Origin of the sequence: Saccharibacillus endophyticus (assembly GCF_013185185.1) — a bacterium.
Lineage (GTDB): Bacteria > Bacillota > Bacilli > Paenibacillales > Paenibacillaceae > Saccharibacillus > Saccharibacillus endophyticus.
Genome location: NZ_JAAZWE010000001.1, coordinates 713,146 through 730,027, shown reverse-complemented (window position 1 = coordinate 730,027; position 16,882 = coordinate 713,146). Strand labels below are relative to the sequence as shown.

At 52.7% G+C, this 16,882-nt stretch carries 16 protein-coding genes; 12 read left to right on the top strand and 4 right to left on the bottom strand.

Going from position 1 to position 16,882, the window contains the following annotated elements; genetic code table 11:
- Window positions 1-50 precede the first annotated feature (50 nt).
- The 6 genes from HRQ63_RS03330 (at window position 51) to HRQ63_RS03305 (ending at window position 4,775) form a co-directional block, all read left to right on the top strand.
- Window positions 51-1,085 carry an NADH:flavin oxidoreductase/NADH oxidase gene (locus tag HRQ63_RS03330; protein ID WP_172239073.1) on the top strand — a complete coding sequence of 345 codons (1,035 nt, stop codon included), beginning with the start codon at window positions 51-53 and terminating at the stop codon, window positions 1,083-1,085.
- A gap of 345 nt (window positions 1,086-1,430) precedes the next feature.
- Window positions 1,431-2,123, top strand: coding sequence for a dihydroorotate dehydrogenase electron transfer subunit (locus HRQ63_RS03325; RefSeq protein WP_172239070.1), 693 nt, complete (start codon window positions 1,431-1,433; stop codon window positions 2,121-2,123).
- Window positions 2,120-3,064 (top strand): dihydroorotate dehydrogenase, encoded by a 945-nt coding sequence (locus HRQ63_RS03320; RefSeq protein ID WP_172239067.1) that lies wholly within the window; start codon window positions 2,120-2,122, stop codon window positions 3,062-3,064. The genes HRQ63_RS03325 and HRQ63_RS03320 overlap by 4 nt, the downstream gene beginning before the upstream one ends.
- A gap of 32 nt (window positions 3,065-3,096) precedes the next feature.
- Window positions 3,097-3,444: a prenylated flavin chaperone LpdD gene (gene lpdD, locus HRQ63_RS03315; RefSeq protein ID WP_172239064.1), complete on the top strand. Its 348-nt coding sequence runs from the start codon at window positions 3,097-3,099 to the stop codon at window positions 3,442-3,444.
- Between the two features lie 103 nt (window positions 3,445-3,547).
- Complete coding sequence (locus HRQ63_RS03310) at window positions 3,548-4,219, top strand: PspA/IM30 family protein (RefSeq protein WP_172239061.1); 672 nt, start codon at window positions 3,548-3,550, stop codon at window positions 4,217-4,219.
- 145 nt (window positions 4,220-4,364) lie between these two features.
- On the top strand, window positions 4,365-4,775 hold the full coding sequence (locus tag HRQ63_RS03305) for a DUF350 domain-containing protein (RefSeq protein ID WP_172239058.1): 411 nt from the start codon (window positions 4,365-4,367) through the stop codon (window positions 4,773-4,775).
- 306 nt (window positions 4,776-5,081) lie between these two features.
- Here HRQ63_RS03305 and xerS read toward each other — a convergent pair whose 3' ends face one another.
- A complete protein-coding gene (gene xerS / locus HRQ63_RS03300; protein WP_172239055.1) occupies window positions 5,082-6,167 on the bottom strand; it encodes a tyrosine recombinase XerS in 1,086 nt (361 codons plus the stop codon).
- A 198-nt stretch (window positions 6,168-6,365) separates the two neighbouring features.
- On the opposite strand from xerS, the gene HRQ63_RS03295 reads away from it, so the two are divergent.
- Window positions 6,366-6,860 carry a GNAT family N-acetyltransferase gene (locus HRQ63_RS03295; RefSeq protein ID WP_172239052.1) on the top strand — a complete coding sequence of 165 codons (495 nt, stop codon included), beginning with the start codon at window positions 6,366-6,368 and terminating at the stop codon, window positions 6,858-6,860.
- A 158-nt stretch (window positions 6,861-7,018) separates the two neighbouring features.
- The gene (locus tag HRQ63_RS03290) at window positions 7,019-7,906 is read left to right on the top strand and encodes an aldo/keto reductase (protein ID WP_172239049.1); all 888 of its coding nucleotides are present in this window, start codon (window positions 7,019-7,021) and stop codon (window positions 7,904-7,906) included.
- Between the two features lie 83 nt (window positions 7,907-7,989).
- Here the strand turns inward: HRQ63_RS03290 and HRQ63_RS03285 are convergent, their stop codons facing one another.
- Together HRQ63_RS03285 and HRQ63_RS03280 are read right to left on the bottom strand one after the other, a co-directional pair.
- On the bottom strand, window positions 7,990-9,120 hold the full coding sequence (locus HRQ63_RS03285; RefSeq protein ID WP_172239046.1) for an AI-2E family transporter: 1,131 nt from the start codon (window positions 9,118-9,120) through the stop codon (window positions 7,990-7,992).
- An 87-nt stretch (window positions 9,121-9,207) separates the two neighbouring features.
- Window positions 9,208-9,798 carry a TetR/AcrR family transcriptional regulator gene (locus tag HRQ63_RS03280; RefSeq protein WP_172239043.1) on the bottom strand — a complete coding sequence of 197 codons (591 nt, stop codon included), beginning with the start codon at window positions 9,796-9,798 and terminating at the stop codon, window positions 9,208-9,210.
- 176 nt (window positions 9,799-9,974) lie between these two features.
- Here HRQ63_RS03280 and HRQ63_RS03275 point away from each other — a divergent pair, with 176 nt between their 5' ends.
- The 4 genes from HRQ63_RS03275 (at window position 9,975) to aguB (ending at window position 14,554) form a co-directional block, all read left to right on the top strand.
- A complete protein-coding gene (locus HRQ63_RS03275; RefSeq protein ID WP_172239041.1) occupies window positions 9,975-10,901 on the top strand; it encodes a ketopantoate reductase family protein in 927 nt (308 codons plus the stop codon).
- Window positions 10,902-11,212: 311 nt separating this feature from the next.
- Window positions 11,213-12,439, top strand: a complete 1,227-nt coding sequence (locus HRQ63_RS03270) for a Bcr/CflA family multidrug efflux MFS transporter (protein WP_172239038.1) — start codon at window positions 11,213-11,215, stop codon at window positions 12,437-12,439.
- A gap of 118 nt (window positions 12,440-12,557) precedes the next feature.
- Window positions 12,558-13,586 carry an agmatine deiminase family protein gene (locus tag HRQ63_RS03265; protein ID WP_172239035.1) on the top strand — a complete coding sequence of 343 codons (1,029 nt, stop codon included), beginning with the start codon at window positions 12,558-12,560 and terminating at the stop codon, window positions 13,584-13,586.
- A gap of 86 nt (window positions 13,587-13,672) precedes the next feature.
- Entirely contained in the window at window positions 13,673-14,554 is an 882-nt protein-coding gene (aguB, locus tag HRQ63_RS03260; protein WP_172239032.1) for an N-carbamoylputrescine amidase, read from the top strand.
- 147 nt (window positions 14,555-14,701) lie between these two features.
- Here the strand turns inward: aguB and HRQ63_RS03255 are convergent, their stop codons facing one another.
- Window positions 14,702-16,810, bottom strand: coding sequence for a sensor histidine kinase (locus HRQ63_RS03255; protein ID WP_172239029.1), 2,109 nt, complete (start codon window positions 16,808-16,810; stop codon window positions 14,702-14,704).
- Window positions 16,811-16,882 lie beyond the last annotated feature (72 nt).

Here is a 16,882-nt window from a genome sequence, read left to right as displayed (position 1 = left end):
GTTTAGGGTTACGTAAAGATAGAATGTTGAAAAACGGAAGGGGTATAAAAATGGCTGATTTGTTTTCTTCTTTTGAACATCGAGGTTTGAAGCTTCCGAATCGAATCGTGATGCCGCCGATGTGCCAGTATTCGGTAGACGCCGAGGACGGGATTCCGAATGAATGGCATGAGGTTCATTACATAAGCCGGGCAGTGGGCGGAACCGGGTTTATCATTGTCGAAATGTCCGGTATCGATCCTGACGGACGAATCACAAACCGGGATACGGGGATCTGGAGCGACGAGATGATTCCGGCTTGGAAAAAGATCGTCGACGGCATTCACCGTTACGGAGCCAAAGCCGCTATCCAGCTTGGGCATGCAGGGCGAAAAGCACAGGATGCCACACCCCCGGTCGCGCCTTCAGCGATTGCTTTTGACGAGACCTATCGAACCCCCAGAGCACTGACGACCGAAGAAGCTCGGAATATGGTCAGCCTTTACGCGGACGCGGCACGCAGAGCGATTCAAGCAGGTTTCGATACAGTCGAGATTCATGGGGCACACGGTTATCTGATTCATCAATTCCATTCGCCGCTGACCAACCAACGTGACGATCAATATGGACAAGATCTAGCCTTATTCGGCGAAGAGGTTACCCGAGCGGTGCGCGCCGAAGTACCTGCCGACATGCCGGTGCTGATGCGAATCTCCGCCACCGAGTATGTAGACGGCGGCTACGATGTCGAATATGCGATCGAGATCAGCCGCCGTTACCGGGATGCCGGTGCTGACATTTTCCATATCACGTCCGGCGGCGAAGGCGCAATCGGTTCCGCAGGAGGCCCGGGCGCAGGTCCCGGTTATCAGGTAAGCTTGGCAGAGCGAATTCGCGAAGCGCTCGACGTCCCCGTCATCGCAGTAGGTTTGCTGGACGATTTCGAAGACGCGCAGCGGGTCATAACCGAAGGACGCGCCGAACTCGTTGCTATCGGCCGCGGCATGCTCCGCGATCCCTACTGGGCGGTTCACGCTTCGCGCGAACTGCAAGGCAGTCTCGAAATCCCCGAAGCCTACCGCCGCGGCTATCGGGCGTTGAAGTAGAAGTGATTGAAGTAATAAAAATCATTAATGAAATAGAAATGAACGGATAGGAACAATGTGTTTTTCCGTGTCGTGAAAGCCTAACGTAACTGGAAGCGAGAAGATGGAGAGAGAAATTCAGTGAAGGAATGAAATGTTCGCCTTTGAAATCGGGAAAATTCCATATAAAATTCAATCTCTTTTCCCGATTTCAACACGCGACCGGAACGAATTTCTCTCGGAGTCTTCTCGCTTCCCTCACCAAAGTCAGCTTAAAAGATAAGTGATTCATGTCATAGCTTTTCCCCATGCCGCAAGGCATCATAGACAAGATATGCGAAAGTCAGCAATCTGGGGGAGGATCCTATGGCGACAATCATTTCCAACCGGCGCGTGGCGGAAGGCATTTACGTAATGCATGCGGAAGGACGCTTCGAAGCGAAGCAAGGACAATTTTTTATGGTGCGGGGCTGGGACAACTATCCGCTGCTATCTCGTCCGTTAAGCGTGTACGATCAGGACGAACGCGGCGTGAAGTTTCTATATAAAGTGGCGGGAGAAGGAACGCGGATGCTTTCGCGGATGCAAGCAGGTGACGATGTCACGCTGCTTGGACCGCTCGGCAACGGGTTTCCGGCGGCAGAAGGCCGTACGGCGCTGATCGGGGGCGGCATCGGGATTGCGCCTCTTTTTTATGCGGCCAGACATCTGGAGCAAGCCGACCTGTATCTGGGATACAGCGTCGAAGTGTATGAAGAACATGAATTCCGGTCGCTTGGACATCCTGTCGAGATCGACCTCGGCGGAATCGTGCTGGACCGGGCGAACTTCGACGATTACGATACGATCTTCATCTGCGGACCGGAACCGATGCTGCGTGCCGCCCAGATGAAAAGCGCGATGTCGTCCGGTCGGGCGCAAGTCTATGTATCTCTGGAAAATCGGATGGCCTGCGGAATCGGAGCTTGTCTGGTATGCAGCGTAGGCTGCGAGAACGGACGGAAAAAGGCGTGCGTGGACGGCCCGGTATTCCGTGCAGGGGAGGTTGTATTCGCATGATCGAGACAACATTGGATACGGCTTGCCATATTGGAGAAGTAACATTCAAAAACCCGGTCGTGATGGCATCGGGAACATTCGGCTTCGGCAAAGAGTACGGAAAGTTGTACGATCTGTCCAAGCTTGGCGGAGTCTCGGGAAAAGGAATCACTTTGCACCCGAAATCCGGTAATTCGGGCATCCGTGTCCATGAAACGCCTTCGGGCATGTTGAACAGCGTCGGATTGGAGAATCCCGGCGTGCAAGCCTTCTTGGATGAAGAATGCGCCTTCTGGGAAACGTTGGACACCGTTCGAATCGTCAACCTCGGCGGAGGTACGATACAGGATTACGTGGACGGTGCACGATTGATCGATGACGATTCGCAAAAACGCCAAAGCGAAGGACGCAAAGCCGTCGATCTGGTCGAATTGAATATTTCCTGTCCCAATGTCAAAGCAGGCGGAATGGCTTATGGCATCAAGACCTGCATCGCTCGCGAAGTCGTCCGGGAGGTTCGCGCCGCAACGACCCTGCCGCTCATGGTGAAGTTGTCGCCCAACGCCGAGGATATCGCGGACATGGCCCGGATGTGCGAAGAAGAAGGCGCAGAAGCCGTATCGCTGATCAATACGCTGTCCGGCATGAAGATCGACGTGCGCAAGCGTCGGAGCGTATTCGAGAATTTGTATGCAGGGCTGTCCGGTCCGGCCGTTAAACCGATTGCGCTTCGGATGGTGCATCAAGTCTGCCAGCGCGTGAATATTCCGGTCGTCGGGATGGGCGGGATCTCAAGCGCGGAAGATATGATCGAATTTATTATGGCCGGAGCCGAAGCGGTGCAGGTCGGCACGTATAATTTCGTCAATGGGCAGGCGGGTGCGGATCTGGCTGAAGGCCTGGAACGATTCATGCTTGAGGAAGGGATTCGAAGCCTGAACGAAATTCGCGGCATTTTATAGGAGTTTGACTAAGCGAATAGGAGGCGTGCAGCTTGGAGACTTATCCATTTAAACCTGAAGATATCCGAGTCGAACGTCGGGAGATCGGAAGAGACACTTTGCTCGTGGTTACGGGCGGCGCGGCTCATATTGGCGCGGTCTCAACAGCATACCTCGAAGAGGCTGCGTATAAGGTGAGCACGACGATCGTTCCCGGACATAAAGAACATATGCTCAGTGAGCCCTCTGCCCTGCACGCGGCTCGTTTGCTTGAACGTACCGTAACCGTAGTCATGGGGATTCACTACGACGGTATCACGCACGAACAAATTAGCTCAGTGAGCAGCGTTGTATCCCGTCTGATCGATGAAGCATTGGATGCGTCGGAAAAAAACTTTTAAAAATTTACAGACCTTGTGAAACCGATGCTGTACCTCTCGCGTAATAGGAAGGGTAATGGTTCAAAACAATATAGAAAAGAGCACTTTCGAGGAGGAAAAAGGGATGTCCGTTTTCAAAAGATTGCGAGATCTAACTTTGTCTAACGTGTACGCATTGATCGAGAAGGCTGAAGATCCGGTTAAACTGACGGATCAATACATTCGCGACATGCAGGAAGATCTGGCCGACGCCGAAAAAGCGGTTGCTGCCCAAATCGCCATCGAGAAAAAGTTCAAACAGCTTTACGAAGAGCAGCAAGAGCTGGTCAACCGCCGCACCGAGCAGGCGCACATGGCAGCAAAAGCTCAAAACGTCGATCTGGCCCGCCGCGCATTGGAAGAAAAAAATGCGGCCGAGCAGAAGATGAACGAGTATAAAAACAGCTTCGACCAAAACAAAGCGGCTGCCGACAATCTGCGCGGCAAGCTGGAAGAGATGCGCAAGCAGCTCACCGAAATGAAAAACAAGCGCGATACGCTGGTTGCCCGTTACAGTGCGGCCAAAGCGCAAACGGAAATCAACAAAACCATGTCCGGCTTCAACTCCGACAGCGCGACATCCGGCTTGAAGCGCATGGAAGATAAAATGCTGAACATGGAAGCGCAAGCCGAAGCGAGCAACGAGATGTCTTCCAAAGGCAAATCGCTTGACGACGAGTTTGCGGAACTTGGCAAAAACAGCGCCGTAGACAGCGAGTTGGCAGCACTGATGAAGCAATACGAGAAAAACGAATAAGTCGCACAACGAAGTAAAATCAAAACAGAATAACGGCTGAAGCGCCAAAAAGCGAACAAAGCCAAGCGAAGGGGAACGTATGTACGCGGCGGTTCTCTTCGCTTTTTCATGGTTTTACATAATCGGCGCGTAAGGAGGACGGAAAGTGGAATTTTCGGATTTGGCTAGACTTGCGGTATGGACGCTTTCCGGAGCGGTACTGCTGACACTGTTAATGGTGATTGACTCGTTATTTACGAAGTATAAGGATTTCCAGGAAATCCGAAGAGGCAATCTGGCGGTCACGATCCGTCTGGTGATGAAGATTTTTGCTCAAGCCTTGATTTTGAAATACGTGCTTGAAGGCTCTTCGAGCATCGTAAGCGCCTGGATCGTATCGTTTATTTCGTTCGTCATTTTGCTCGCATTGGAAAGTCTGGTGGAGTTCGTGCTGAAAAAATGGGGCGATCTTAATCTGGACGAAGGCACGGAACGCGGGAATGTGGCGCATGGGTTGTTTGCAGGGACGCTGCATGTGATCGGTGCGATGATTATTACGGCGGCGTTGTCCATCTAGTCTATTTTGATGACGTCGGGGAAAGTCCTGTTCGGGGAAGAATCTGGGACGCTGCGGGAGAAATTCGCTCAAGACGCTGTTTCACTCGGAAAACCGATTAAAATTTTTAGTGGAAGTTTCCGAGTTCAAAGGCGTCTTTCACTGAATTTATCCCTCCGCTAAGCGCTTCGTTCGGAACAAGACTTTTTGACACAGCAAAAGAGAAGTGGCCAAGCGCCGCTTCTCTTTTTTAGTTTAAGGAAAAGAATAAAGATTAAAAACGAATATGTTGCTCGATTATAGGCAAAGGCAAGCAAACAAAGAAACTCAGGTCTCCTCCCCGCGGCGTTCGATAGCCTCGGACATGGTTTTGTCGGTGAGGTGGGCGTAGATTTCGGTGGTTTCGGTGGAGGCGTGGCCCAGTTGTTCTTTGGTTTTGTAGATGTCGTTTTGCAGGTAATAATCCGTCGCGAACGAGTGGCGGAGTTTATGGACGGTCAAATACGGTTTGCCGAAGCGTTTGGCGTATTTGATGATCATCGCCTGGATTGCGCGTTTGGTCATGCGTTTGCCTTCTTTTTGGCCGTTGGGAACGGCGAGGAAGAGGGCTTTTTCGCGTTTGGGGGCGGCGTAGTCGGCGTCTCGCAAAGACAGATAACGTTCCATGTCGAAACGGGCCTGGTCGCGGAAATAGACCGGGGTTTTGAATGTTTCGTCGTTGTTGCCTTTACGCATGACGTAGAGCATTTTGTTGCCCATGTCCAGATCGGCGATGTTCAGGTTGACGACTTCGGAGACGCGCAGGCCGGAGTTGAGGATCAGGCTGGCGATCGAAGCGTCGCGTTCTTTATTTTTGGCATGGGCGTAGCTGGCTTGTTTGTTGTCTGCGACATCGGCGGCGTAGCCTTCGCGGATGTAGTCGATGAACGCGAGCAGCTCTTCTTCCTCCAAGATTTTTCCTTTTAGCTTGGCGGCGGTATCTTTGGGTTTGTTGGTACGCTTGACCTCGATTTTGGCCATGACGTTTCGTTTTAACAGCGGGTAAAAGTCCTCGTCTTCGGCAATTTGGCTGAGATAATGGAACATCGATCGGAGTGCCGACAGCTTACGTGTGACTGTAATCCGCGAATTGGTGCCTTCTGTACGCGTGGTTAGATAAAGGCGGTAACTCGTCACGTTTTCCATGCGCAGCGATTCCAGTTCCTCCAGCGTGATCTCTTTCATGGCGGTAGCGGAAGATAAACCTTCGGCGCGCAGCCAGTTGAAAAAAGACTCGTAGTCCCGCACGTACTCCAGCAGCGTGGACGGAGACAGATCAGGCAGTTTGTAGTCGACAAATTGCTGAACGTACCACGGCATTTCCGGCAGCTTTTCGCCAAGGCGCGTGCGGTCGATTGTTTTTTGAATGCTCATGACAGTTCCTCTTTTCGCAAATAACATAACGGTTTTACCGTCGAAACAAACTTGTGTCTTTAGTGTACCATACGCGCAATCGAAGCAGGCAGACGGTCATTCGTTAATATCCGCGCGCGAAGTTGCCGGAAAGAGGCGGAGTCGGTTACGATGGAAAAGGAAGATTACGGATCATACGGGATAAAGGAGCCGAAAAGCATGAAACCGATTGTGGAGTTGGAACTTGTACCGGAGCAGCGTCGTGCGGTGATCGAGAATCTGCTTCAGTTTTACCTATATGATTTTACGTTATATCTGGATATTGCGGCGGACGAAAACGGACGTTTTCCCGATTATCCGGATTTGGACGAGTTTTGGAGCAAGGCAGATCGGAAATTTCCGTTTTTGATCCGCGCCGACGGCGAACCCGCAGGGATGGCATTGGTGGAACGGACTGACGATAACGGAAAAAAGCCGTCCTATTACATGGTTGAATTTTTCGTGCTGCAAAAGTTTCGTCGGCACGGTGTAGGAGGAAGCGCGGCGGTGATGCTGTTCGATCGGTTCCGGGGACGCTGGAAAATCACGCAGCTCAAAAACAATGAACCCGCGCAGCGCTTTTGGCGGAATACGATCGAAATTTACACGAACGGCGCGTACAAAGAACGAACGCATCCGTTTCAGGGGCATCCGAGCCAGTATTTCGAAAATTAGGACGGGGTTCTTTCTCAAACGATTCAAGAAATCGTATATTCGGCGCAAGAAATCGTATACTTTTTCGAATTGATGCAAAAATACGCTTTCTTAAAACGAATGGATGGGTAAAAGGAAAGTGGACCAAAAGTTTAACGCCGCGAAGAGGAGGATGCAACATGGAAAAAAGAACGTACGGCAAGACCGGAATGGATGTGAGCGTGCTTGGCTTCGGGGCGTCGGAGATCGGAAGCGGAGTTTCGCAGGCCGATGTGGATAAGCTGCTGGGCGGCGCCATCGATGCAGGACTCAACATCATCGATACGGCCGAGTGCTACGGAGACAGCGAGGAGCTGATCGGGAATGCCATCTCGCACCGTCGCGACGACTTCTATCTATTTACCAAGTGCGGACATGCCTCGCGAATCGACGGTTCGGACTGGGACCCGGTTGTTCTTGCCGCCACGATCGATCGCAGCTTGAAAAGACTTAAAGTGGACCATGTCGACATGATTCATTTGCATAGCTGCTCGGAAGAGGTGCTGCGCAAGGGTGAGGTGATCGAGGTCCTGCAGCGCGCCAAGCAAGAAGGAAAGACTCGCTTCATCGGGTACAGCGGCGATACGACGGATGCGCTGTACGCGGTAAAAACGGATGCGTTCGACAGCTTGGAGACTTCACTGAACGTAGCGGATCAAGAGGTCATCGATCTGGTGCTGCCGGAAGCAATCAAACGGGATATGGGCGTGACCGTGAAGCGCCCGATCGCCAATGCAGCTTGGTTGTTCGATACGGTAGATCCCGACGATTATGCGTACGCATATTGGAAACGCCTGCGCGAACTCCAGTACGGTTTCCAATCCGAACCGGACTCCGTAGGCACGGCGCTGCGTTTTACGCTGTCGACGCCGGGCGTGCATACGGCGATCGTCGGCACCACGAAGCCCGATCGATGGCAGCAGAACGCGAAGCTGCTCGAAGCCGGACCTCTCGATCCGGAGCGTTATGACGAGATTCGCCGTCGTTGGCATGAGATTGCGCCGGCGGACTGGACGGGACGCACGTAATCGGTAAATGAAAAACGATCAATCCTATAAAAAAAGCCTCCGCACTCGCGTAAAGCGAGCCAGAGGCTTTTTGCTTGGCAACATTACAGATACAATTGCGAACGCATTTTGAACCAATCGAAGATATGCGTAGCCAGTACTTTCAATACGGCGTAACCCGGAACAGCCAGCAGGATGCCGACGACGCCGAAGAGATTGCCCGCCGTCAGGATTACGAAGATGATCGTAATCGGATGCACTTTAAGCGATTTGCCCATGATTTGCGGCGAAATGAATTTGCCTTCCACCAATTGCACGACCGTCCATACGACGATCATTTTGAGCAGCATGATCGGCGAGGTGACGGCTGCGACGATAATCGCCGGGGTAATCGCGATCGCGGGCCCCAGATAAGGAACGATCGCGGTACATGCGGCGGCGATGGCGAGCACCAGCGAATATTCGAGTCCGATAATGCGGTAGCCGATGTAAAGCAGCACGCCGATGCACATGCTGACGATGACCTGGCCGCGAATATAAGAGCTGATTTGATGATTCGCTTCTTGCAGAACGGTCAGCGAGCCCGGACGCAGCTTCGTCGGAATAAAGCTCAAGATGTAGCCCGGCAGCTTGTGTCCGTCTTTGAGCAGGTAGAACAGGATGAACGGAAGCGTCACGATCGCGAGCACCAATTCTTTGACGATGCCGAGCAGGCCGCCGATTCCGGTCCAGGTATGGTTGAGGATGGTCGTCGCCCGTTCGGAAATCGTGCTCACGATTTCCTGCGTGTTGAGATTGGTCGTGGCTTGGAATTGGGCGACCAGATCGCTGCCGATCCATCTTTCGAATTCGGTCTGGATCGTTTGGCTGTACGCCGGGAAGTTTTCGAAGAACCCCAGCAGCTGTTCCCGGATCACCGGCACGATCAGCGTGATGACCGTCACAAGGATTCCGATGATCAGCAGATAAAGGACCGAAATGGTATACACCCGTTTGACCTTTTTCTTTTCCATAAAATCGACGATCGGGTTCAGCAGATAATAAACGACGCCCGTCAGAATGATCGGAAGAACGACCGTTTTGATCAGCACCCAGAGCGGGTTAAAGATAAACGATATTTTGGAAAAGACGAGAACGTTGACGCCGACCAGCAGCGCGATGAATAAAAACAGCACAAACTTGTTGTTCAGGAACAATCTGCGGAATCGCCCTGACCATGACCTGGGTTGGTTCATTCTCACTTCTCCATTCTTGGCTTAATCTCTACTAAATTAAAGATCTTCTTATGTTCAAGCATACAAAATGAGCAAACGAGGCGCAAGTCAATGTATGGATGGCGAAAGGAGGACGCGCTCCGACCCTGCAACCGGTCCCGGAAGACCATGCGCCTCAAGCAAAATCATCAACTGCCTGACCATTTCGGCCGGAGAGTAAGGCATTCCTTCCGCAAGCCACCACTCGAACAGCCCGACGATCGCAGTCGTAAGAAACTGAACAGCAATTTCTTTGTTCATCCGATCATGCTGCACGAACCGGTCGAATTGCGTCCCCACGCCTTGCTTGAGCATCGAGGACAAACGCGAACGGAAAGCCGGATTTCCTTCGCTGCGAACCAGCAGGGAATAAAGTTCGGCGCTCTGCTCCAAATATTCGAAGGTGCGCAGCAAGGAAGCTTCGGGGCGTTCCTCCGGAACTTCCGGACGGCAGCTTTCGTTCAAATCGTGCAGATAACTGTCGATACATTGGTTCAGCAGATCGAATTTGTCCTGAAAATGCAGATAAACCGTGCCGCGATTCACATCGGCGCGATCGGCGATTTCCTGAATGGTAATACGTTCGAATCCTTTCTCGCGAAGCAGCTCGATGAACGTGTCAAAAAGAGTCTCCCTCGTTTTACGTACGCGTCGGTCCATCGGTTTCCCTCCTTTTTTCTAAACAGATTATATTCTTGTGTTGAGTAAGCAACAAAGGCGAGTTAATCGGTCATTGCTGCGAGTTTAAAGTCTTGATACGTTTATATTACTCAACAGATGTTCAGGAATCAACAATTGTCAATAATAAATGTCTTTGCAGAAAAGGGAGAGAGAATATGAGAATTTTGATTTATGGAGCAGGGGTACTGGGCAGCGTGCTTGGACAGCTATTGATGCAGAAGCAACATGAAGTCGCCTTTTTGGCGCGAGGAAAAAGAGCCGACCAGCTCGAACAAAAGGGATTGGTGATCCGGCATCACTTTCAACGCAAAACGACGACCGATCATCCCCGCGTGATACGCACGCTGGAACCGAATGATCGTTATGATCTCATCTTTATTGTGATGAAATACTCGGATATCGAAGCCGTGCTTCCGGTTCTTGCAGCCAATATCAGCGAGCACATCATGATGGTAGGCAATAACCCGAACATCGCCGCAACGGAAAAACAGTTAAAAGCATTGGCGAACAGCGACAAACATCTGGCTTTCGGGTTCCAAGTCGGAGGCGGCATACGCCGGGAAGACGGTACCGTCGTATCTCTTCGATTCGGCAAAGGACAATTGATCGCAGGCGGACTGCACGGAGAACCTGCATTCCTTCCGCTTCTGCAAGAAGCATTCGCGAACAGCAACGCCAAACTCACTCTTCATTCGGACATCGACGGCTGGTTGAAAAACCATATCATCCCGATCGTCCCTCTCAACGCTGCCTTGTACGTCCACAACGGCGACCTCAAAGCCGTAGCGCGCGACAAACGCTTGCTCAAACAAATCGTCGCAGCGATGGGAGAAGGGTTCGACAGATTAGAAACCGCAGGCTACCCGATGGTCCCGGCAGGCCAGGCCAAAGCCATTCGTCGATGCAAAAATATCCTGCCTGCACTTCTGAGCATCTACCACCGACTCCCCGCAGCCACACTGATCGACGGTTCTTTCGCGGAAATCGAAGCCTTGGACAAAGAGTTCCGAAACCTGACCGTCTCATCCGAAAAACAAACACCAAACTGGAACCGTCTTTTAAAATCTAAAATCATCACATGAAAAATTCATAATAGAAAACCAATAAAATCCAAACCTTAAAAAAGGAACCCCAATCACTCGGCAAGCATTGACGGAAACGCGGCAAAGGTCGATAATCGATACTCAAAGATTAATGTTTATTGAAAAGGTTATCTTGTAAGGAAGCTAAGCGGAGGGATAAATTCAGTGAAAGACGCCTTTGAACGCGGAAAACTGAAAGTTTTTTGCGTGAGACAGCGTCTTGAACGAATTTATCCCTCAGCGCCCCAAGCTTCTATACGAATAGGATTTCCGATAAACAATCCGACCAAAGAAAGGAAGCTGCATTTTTCATGTCAACCGTCTCCGGCAAGACGCCGGTCGGCCGAGCCCAGCGTCTGAAATTCATCTTGATCCTCGGTGCTTTATCCGCCTTCGGTCCGCTGTCGATCGACATGTATCTGCCTGCGCTGCCTAAGCTTGCGCAGAATCTCGATACGACCCAGTCTCTTGCTCAATTGAGCCTAACCGCCTGTTTGCTCGGCTTGGCGCTGGGACAATTGATCGCCGGACCGCTTAGCGATATTCGCGGCCGACGCGGCCCATTGATTGTCGCTCTGGTTCTCTATACGCTCGCTTCGTTGGCCTGTGCTTTCGCTCCGTCCGTCTGGATTCTGATCGTGCTGCGATTGATTCAGGGAGCGGCGGGCGCGGCAGGGATCGTCATTTCCCGCGCCGTCGTTCGGGACTTGTATGCCGGAACCGAATTGACGAAGTTCTTCACCATGCTGATGCTCGTGAACGGCCTGGCTCCGATTCTCGCTCCGATCTTCGGCGGCGCGATTCTGAACTACGTATCTTGGCGCGGCGTGTTCTCGGTGCTATGTGCCATCGGTGCTCTGATGCTGATCGCGGTGGTGATGGCACTGCCGGAAACGTTGGAGCGCGAACGACGTTCTTCCGGCGGTCTGGGCGATACGCTCGGCACATTCGGACAATTGCTGCAAAGTCGCGCTTTTGTCGGCTATGCGTTGTCCCAGGCCTTTGTCACGGCAGCAATGTTCGCTTACATTTCGGGCTCACCGTTCGTGATTCAAGACTTGTTCGGTGTTTCGCCGCAAGGCTACAGCCTGTTCTTTGCCGTCAATGGATTGGGTATCGTGTTGTTCTCGCAAATCACGGGGCGGCTCGTTCATCGGACCGGAGAAAGTAAACTGCTGCTAACCGGTCTGTTGATCGCGTTCTGTGCAGGCATTTCATTAACGGTCGTCACCTGGCTCGGCGGCGGATTATGGGCGATCGCTCCGCTTCTTTTCCTTGTCGTAGCAAGTGTCGGTATGGTTGCTTCGACAACGACATCCCTTGCGATGCAAAGCCAGGAACCGCATACGGCGGGCAGCGCTTCGGCTTTGATCGGTTTGATGCCGCTGCTGCTCGGAGCCGCGGCCAGTCCGCTCGTCGGACTGGGAAGCGGACAGACCGCGTTTCCGATGGGGCTGGTAATCGGAATCGCGGAGCTGTTGGCGCTTATGTCGTATACGCTGTTAGTGCTGCCGACTCGTCGTATTGCGCTCAATTAACTTTACGCAAGTCGTTCCTGTTCTTTACGGGAATGGCTTGTTTGCGTTCGGCACTTATTGTATGATGGTGTTCGCGAATCAACGATTTTTTCAACCTAAAGTAGGGGGACGACAAACCATGAATCCGAAAAACCTTCATTATACAATGCCTGCCGAATGGGCGCCGCATGAACGGACGATGTTGTCCTGGCCCGTACAGGCTTCGATGGTATACCCGGGCAACTTCGACGAAGTGTGCGGGGGATATGCCGAATTGGTCAAAGCGATTGCCGAGTTCGAACCGGTGACCCTGGTCGTGAATCCGGAAGACGTCGAGCGTCTGCATCCGGTGTTCGCCGGTCATTCGATCGAGCTGCTGGCGATTCCGCACAACGATGCTTGGCTGCGCGACAACGGTCCGACAATCGTCGTGAACGAAGAAGGCGAACGTGCCGGCGTCAATTGGGGCTTCAATGCTTGGGGCGGCAAATATTCTCCATGGGATCTGGACGATGCCGTGGCGCCTGCCGTGCTGGAACACCTGGGACTGCGTAAATTCGACGCGCCGCTAGTGCTTGAAGGCGGTTCGATTCACGTCGACGGCGAAGGCACGATGCTGACGACGGAAGAATGCCTGCTGAACGAGAACCGCAATCCTTCGCTAAGTCGCGAAGAAATCGAAGAGCATGTCAAAAACTTCACCAACGTGGAAAAAATCATCTGGTTGAACCGCGGCCTGGCAGGAGACGAGACGGACGGTCATGTCGATAATGCGGCTTGTTTCGCGGCACCGGGGAAAGTCATCATTCAAGTTTGCGACGATCCGTCGGACGAGAACTACGCGATTACTCAAGAAAACCTGCGCATTCTGGAAGAAGCGACGGATGCCAAAGGACGCAAGCTGGAGATCATCAAAATTCAACAGCCGCCGTACCTGGAGTACGAAGGCAGCCGGCTTACGTTAAGCTATCTGAACTTCTACTTCGTCAACGGAGGCATCATCCTGCCGGTATTCGGCGGAGCGGCGGCGGAAACCGACCGCTTGGCGGAAGAAGTCTTGCAGCAGACCTTCCCGGAACTTCGCATTCGCACCGTTGACGGCATGGCCGTTATTCGCGAAGGCGGCAATGTACACTGTACGACGCAGCAGATCCCGGCGGGACGTTAATCATAGATCGGAAAATCGGGTAATCCTGCCTGAACGGATTTCCTTGATAACAGAGAGCAACAATCGAGAGGAGCTGGAATTTTTTCATGAGAAAAGTGAAAGTAGCCGCAACCCAAATGAGCTGCACGTGGGACATCGACGATAACATCCGCAAAGCCGAAGCGCTCGTGCGCAAAGCGGCGGCGGAAGGCGCGCAGGTCATCCTGCTTCAAGAGCTGTTCGAGACGCCTTACTTCTGCCAGAAGGAAAAAGCGGAATATTATCAGTACGCAACAGAATTGGAAAGCAACAAAGCGATTAACCATTTCAAGCTGATTGCCAAAGAGCTTGAAGTCGTACTGCCGATCAGCTTTTACGAAAAGAAAAACTATGCCCGCTACAATGCGCTCGCGATGATCGATGCGGACGGAGAAATCCTCGGCACGTATCGCAAAAGCCATATTCCGGACGGTCCGGGTTATGAAGAGAAATTTTACTTCAATCCGGGCGACACCGGCTTCAAAGTCTGGAATACCCGTTACGGCAAAGTCGGCGTCGGCATCTGCTGGGACCAATGGTACCCGGAAGCCGCGCGCGCGATGGCGCTGATGGGCGCGGAGATTCTGCTGTACCCGACCGCGATCGGTTCGGAGCCGCAGGACAGCTCGATCGACTCGAAAGATCATTGGCAGGCCTGCATGATCGGCCACGCGGGTTCCAACCTGATCCCGGTTATCGCGTCCAACCGGATCGGCCCGGAAAGCGACGAAGATTCTTCGATCAACTTCTACGGCTCTTCCTTCATCGCGGGTCCTCGCGGCAACAAGATTGCCGAAGCGAGCCGCGACCAGGAAGAAATCTTGACGGCCGAGTTCGATCTCGACCAACTGGAGATCGACCGGATCGAGTGGGGCGTGTTCCGCGACCGCAGACCGGAACTTTACGGGGTGCTGGCGACGTACGACGGCGAACGCAAGATGGGCCGCTAAAAAAAGCCCGAAAAAGGACGACTCTGAGCGAGTCGTCCTTTTATTTGTTTTGGGCAAGAAAAACAAATGTTTAAATGTCGCTCAGACACCCCGATGTCGATCGAGCAGCGTCTTGACGGGTACAAAAGCGGTTGTGAGGCGTTCGAGTCAAACGGATTCTTCCGGCAGCTCGGGCAGATACAAGGTAAAGGAACTACCTTGGCCTTCCGTGCTGTCGAGCGTCATGCAGCCGCCGAGCAGCCTAGCGAACTCCCGACAGATCGACAAGCCCAGTCCGGTTCCTCCGTACATGCGTTCCGTACTGCCGTCGGCTTGACGGAACGCTTCGAAAATGACTTCGCGCTTATCCTCCGCGATGCCGATTCCCGTGTCTTGAACGGTAACGGCGATCGCGGACATAGCGGCTTCGGCGCCGGGAGCGGCGCAGGGGAGGTCGCTGATTCGAACGGGATGAAGCGTACAGGATATTTTGCCCGACGAAGTAAATTTGAACGCGTTGGAAAGCAGGTTTTTAACGATTTGTTGCATGCGTTTTCCGTCCGTATGGAAAAAAGCGGGAACATCTTCGGCAACCTTGATTTCGAATTCGATATTTTTTTGACGCGCGAGGGCATCGAAGCCGTAATGGATCAGTTCGGGGAAATCACGTAGCGAAAAAGCTTCTCGATTGATATCCAGCATGCCGGCTTCGACTTTCGACAGATCCAGCACGTCGTTGACGATACTTAGCAGGTCTTCGCCCGAGCGATGGATAATGTCGGCGTAACTTTTGTTTTCGCTATCCGCGTCTTCGGGGTTTTCCGCGATCAACTGGGACAAGATCAAAATACTGTTCAGCGGCGTGCGAAGTTCGTGCGACATATTGGCCAAAAATTCCGATTTGTACTGGGATGAAAGGCGAAGCTCTTCGGTCAGCGATTGCGATTCTTGAAGCAGCCGTTCGACTTCGATCCGTCCCGATACGCTTTGCAGCGCGATGCCGAGCGTCGAACGGAGCTGTTCGATCAGCTCATGGTGCAGCGGAGAAAAAGGTTGCACCGAAGCCAGTTCGAGTATTGCTTCGACATGGTCGTCCGCCTGGATGGGGATGATCCAGAGCTGTTTCGGCCGGAAGTCGCCGCTGCCCACCCGAAGCGTCGCGGCATGGTCGTCGGGCAGGTCGATCAAAATTTCGCGCCGGTCGATAGCGGCTTGGCCGATCAGACCTTCGCCGGGCAGGAAGCGTTTTTGCGTGTCCGGAGAACCGCCGTCCGCGTAAGAGGCGATACGCGAAAAGCTTGTTTTTCCGTCTTTCGTTTCGCGGATATAAAACAGCGCGGACGAAGCTTGCACGGCCGGAGCGACGATCGAAAGGAATTTTTGCGCCAACGCTTTCTGATCCGGCATTTGATGATACAGCAGCAGCAGCTCATTGAGTTTCAGTTGCAGCCAGTTGGTCTCTTCGATCCGTTGATTGAACGTTCTGCTTCGACGGTTGTGGTCTTCCAAAGCATCCAGCATATGATTGTAACCGTTCGCGATATTGCCGATCTCGTCATCCGTATCGATCGTCAAACGCGACATCCGTTCGACCGCTCCCGGATCGAAACGGTCCATCATATCCGTGATCCGCCTCAGGCTCCGTCCCGTGCCTCGAATGACCCATGAGGCGCAAATCACTCCGATCAGGATGATTGCCAAAGCCGAAACCGCACTGACCATCAAAATATGGCCGAAACGATTATCCGCTTCCTGCTGCGCGGTCTGCATCCGATCTTCCTGCATCATCGTGTACTCGCCCAGATTGCGCAGCAGGTTGGTACGGATTCCTTGCGCCTCCTCGACGAAAAGGGTTGAAGCCGCTTCGGAATCGCCGCGGTTCAGCGCATCGTCGATGCGTTCGACGACGTCCATGTACCGATCGAGGCCTTGTTGGATAGAACCGAGCATATTGCCGTTTCCGTCTTTGCCGATATGAAGCTGAAGATACGAGAGATGGTTGTACGCAGCCTGACTGCGCCTATCGATCTGGGCGAGGTGGGAGGAGATCTGCTGCGGATCGTTTTCGTTGATCAGATAACCGACTTCGCTGTCGAGATAAGCGAAATTGTTGCGGAAAGCGGCGGAGCGGCTGACTTTATCATAGCGTTCGTCCATGATTTCAGAGAGGTTCTGACGAACTCCGTCCAGCATGGCGGCCAGAACGATGAGCAGAATCATCAGGGAAAAAAGGATCACGCCGAAGCCGAGCAGTTGTTTTTTTCGATAGCTCATCATGGGTCTTCCTGCTTTCCGGTCCGACCGAACTGTAGCGCATGCACCTTTTCAAACGCGGCCAACGTACGTGTA

Bases quoted from the DNA above. Each gene is read 5' to 3' on its own strand.
- HRQ63_RS03290 (WP_172239049.1), top strand. From the start codon at position 7,019: ATGGAAAAAAGAACGTACGGCAAGACCGGAATGGATGTGAGCGTGCTT.
- HRQ63_RS03255 (WP_172239029.1), bottom strand. From the start codon at position 16,810: ATGATGAGCTATCGAAAAAAACAACTGCTCGGCTTCGGCGTGATCCTT.
- HRQ63_RS03270 (WP_172239038.1), top strand. From the start codon at position 11,213: ATGTCAACCGTCTCCGGCAAGACGCCGGTCGGCCGAGCCCAGCGTCTG.
- HRQ63_RS03330 (WP_172239073.1), top strand. From the start codon at position 51: ATGGCTGATTTGTTTTCTTCTTTTGAACATCGAGGTTTGAAGCTTCCG.
- HRQ63_RS03265 (WP_172239035.1), top strand. From the start codon at position 12,558: ATGAATCCGAAAAACCTTCATTATACAATGCCTGCCGAATGGGCGCCG.
- HRQ63_RS03320 (WP_172239067.1), top strand. From the start codon at position 2,120: ATGATCGAGACAACATTGGATACGGCTTGCCATATTGGAGAAGTAACA.
- HRQ63_RS03275 (WP_172239041.1), top strand. From the start codon at position 9,975: ATGAGAATTTTGATTTATGGAGCAGGGGTACTGGGCAGCGTGCTTGGA.
- HRQ63_RS03280 (WP_172239043.1), bottom strand. From the start codon at position 9,798: ATGGACCGACGCGTACGTAAAACGAGGGAGACTCTTTTTGACACGTTC.
- HRQ63_RS03310 (WP_172239061.1), top strand. From the start codon at position 3,548: ATGTCCGTTTTCAAAAGATTGCGAGATCTAACTTTGTCTAACGTGTAC.
- HRQ63_RS03295 (WP_172239052.1), top strand. From the start codon at position 6,366: ATGAAACCGATTGTGGAGTTGGAACTTGTACCGGAGCAGCGTCGTGCG.
- xerS (WP_172239055.1), bottom strand. From the start codon at position 6,167: ATGAGCATTCAAAAAACAATCGACCGCACGCGCCTTGGCGAAAAGCTG.
- HRQ63_RS03325 (WP_172239070.1), top strand. From the start codon at position 1,431: ATGGCGACAATCATTTCCAACCGGCGCGTGGCGGAAGGCATTTACGTA.
- aguB (WP_172239032.1), top strand. From the start codon at position 13,673: ATGAGAAAAGTGAAAGTAGCCGCAACCCAAATGAGCTGCACGTGGGAC.
- HRQ63_RS03285 (WP_172239046.1), bottom strand. From the start codon at position 9,120: ATGAACCAACCCAGGTCATGGTCAGGGCGATTCCGCAGATTGTTCCTG.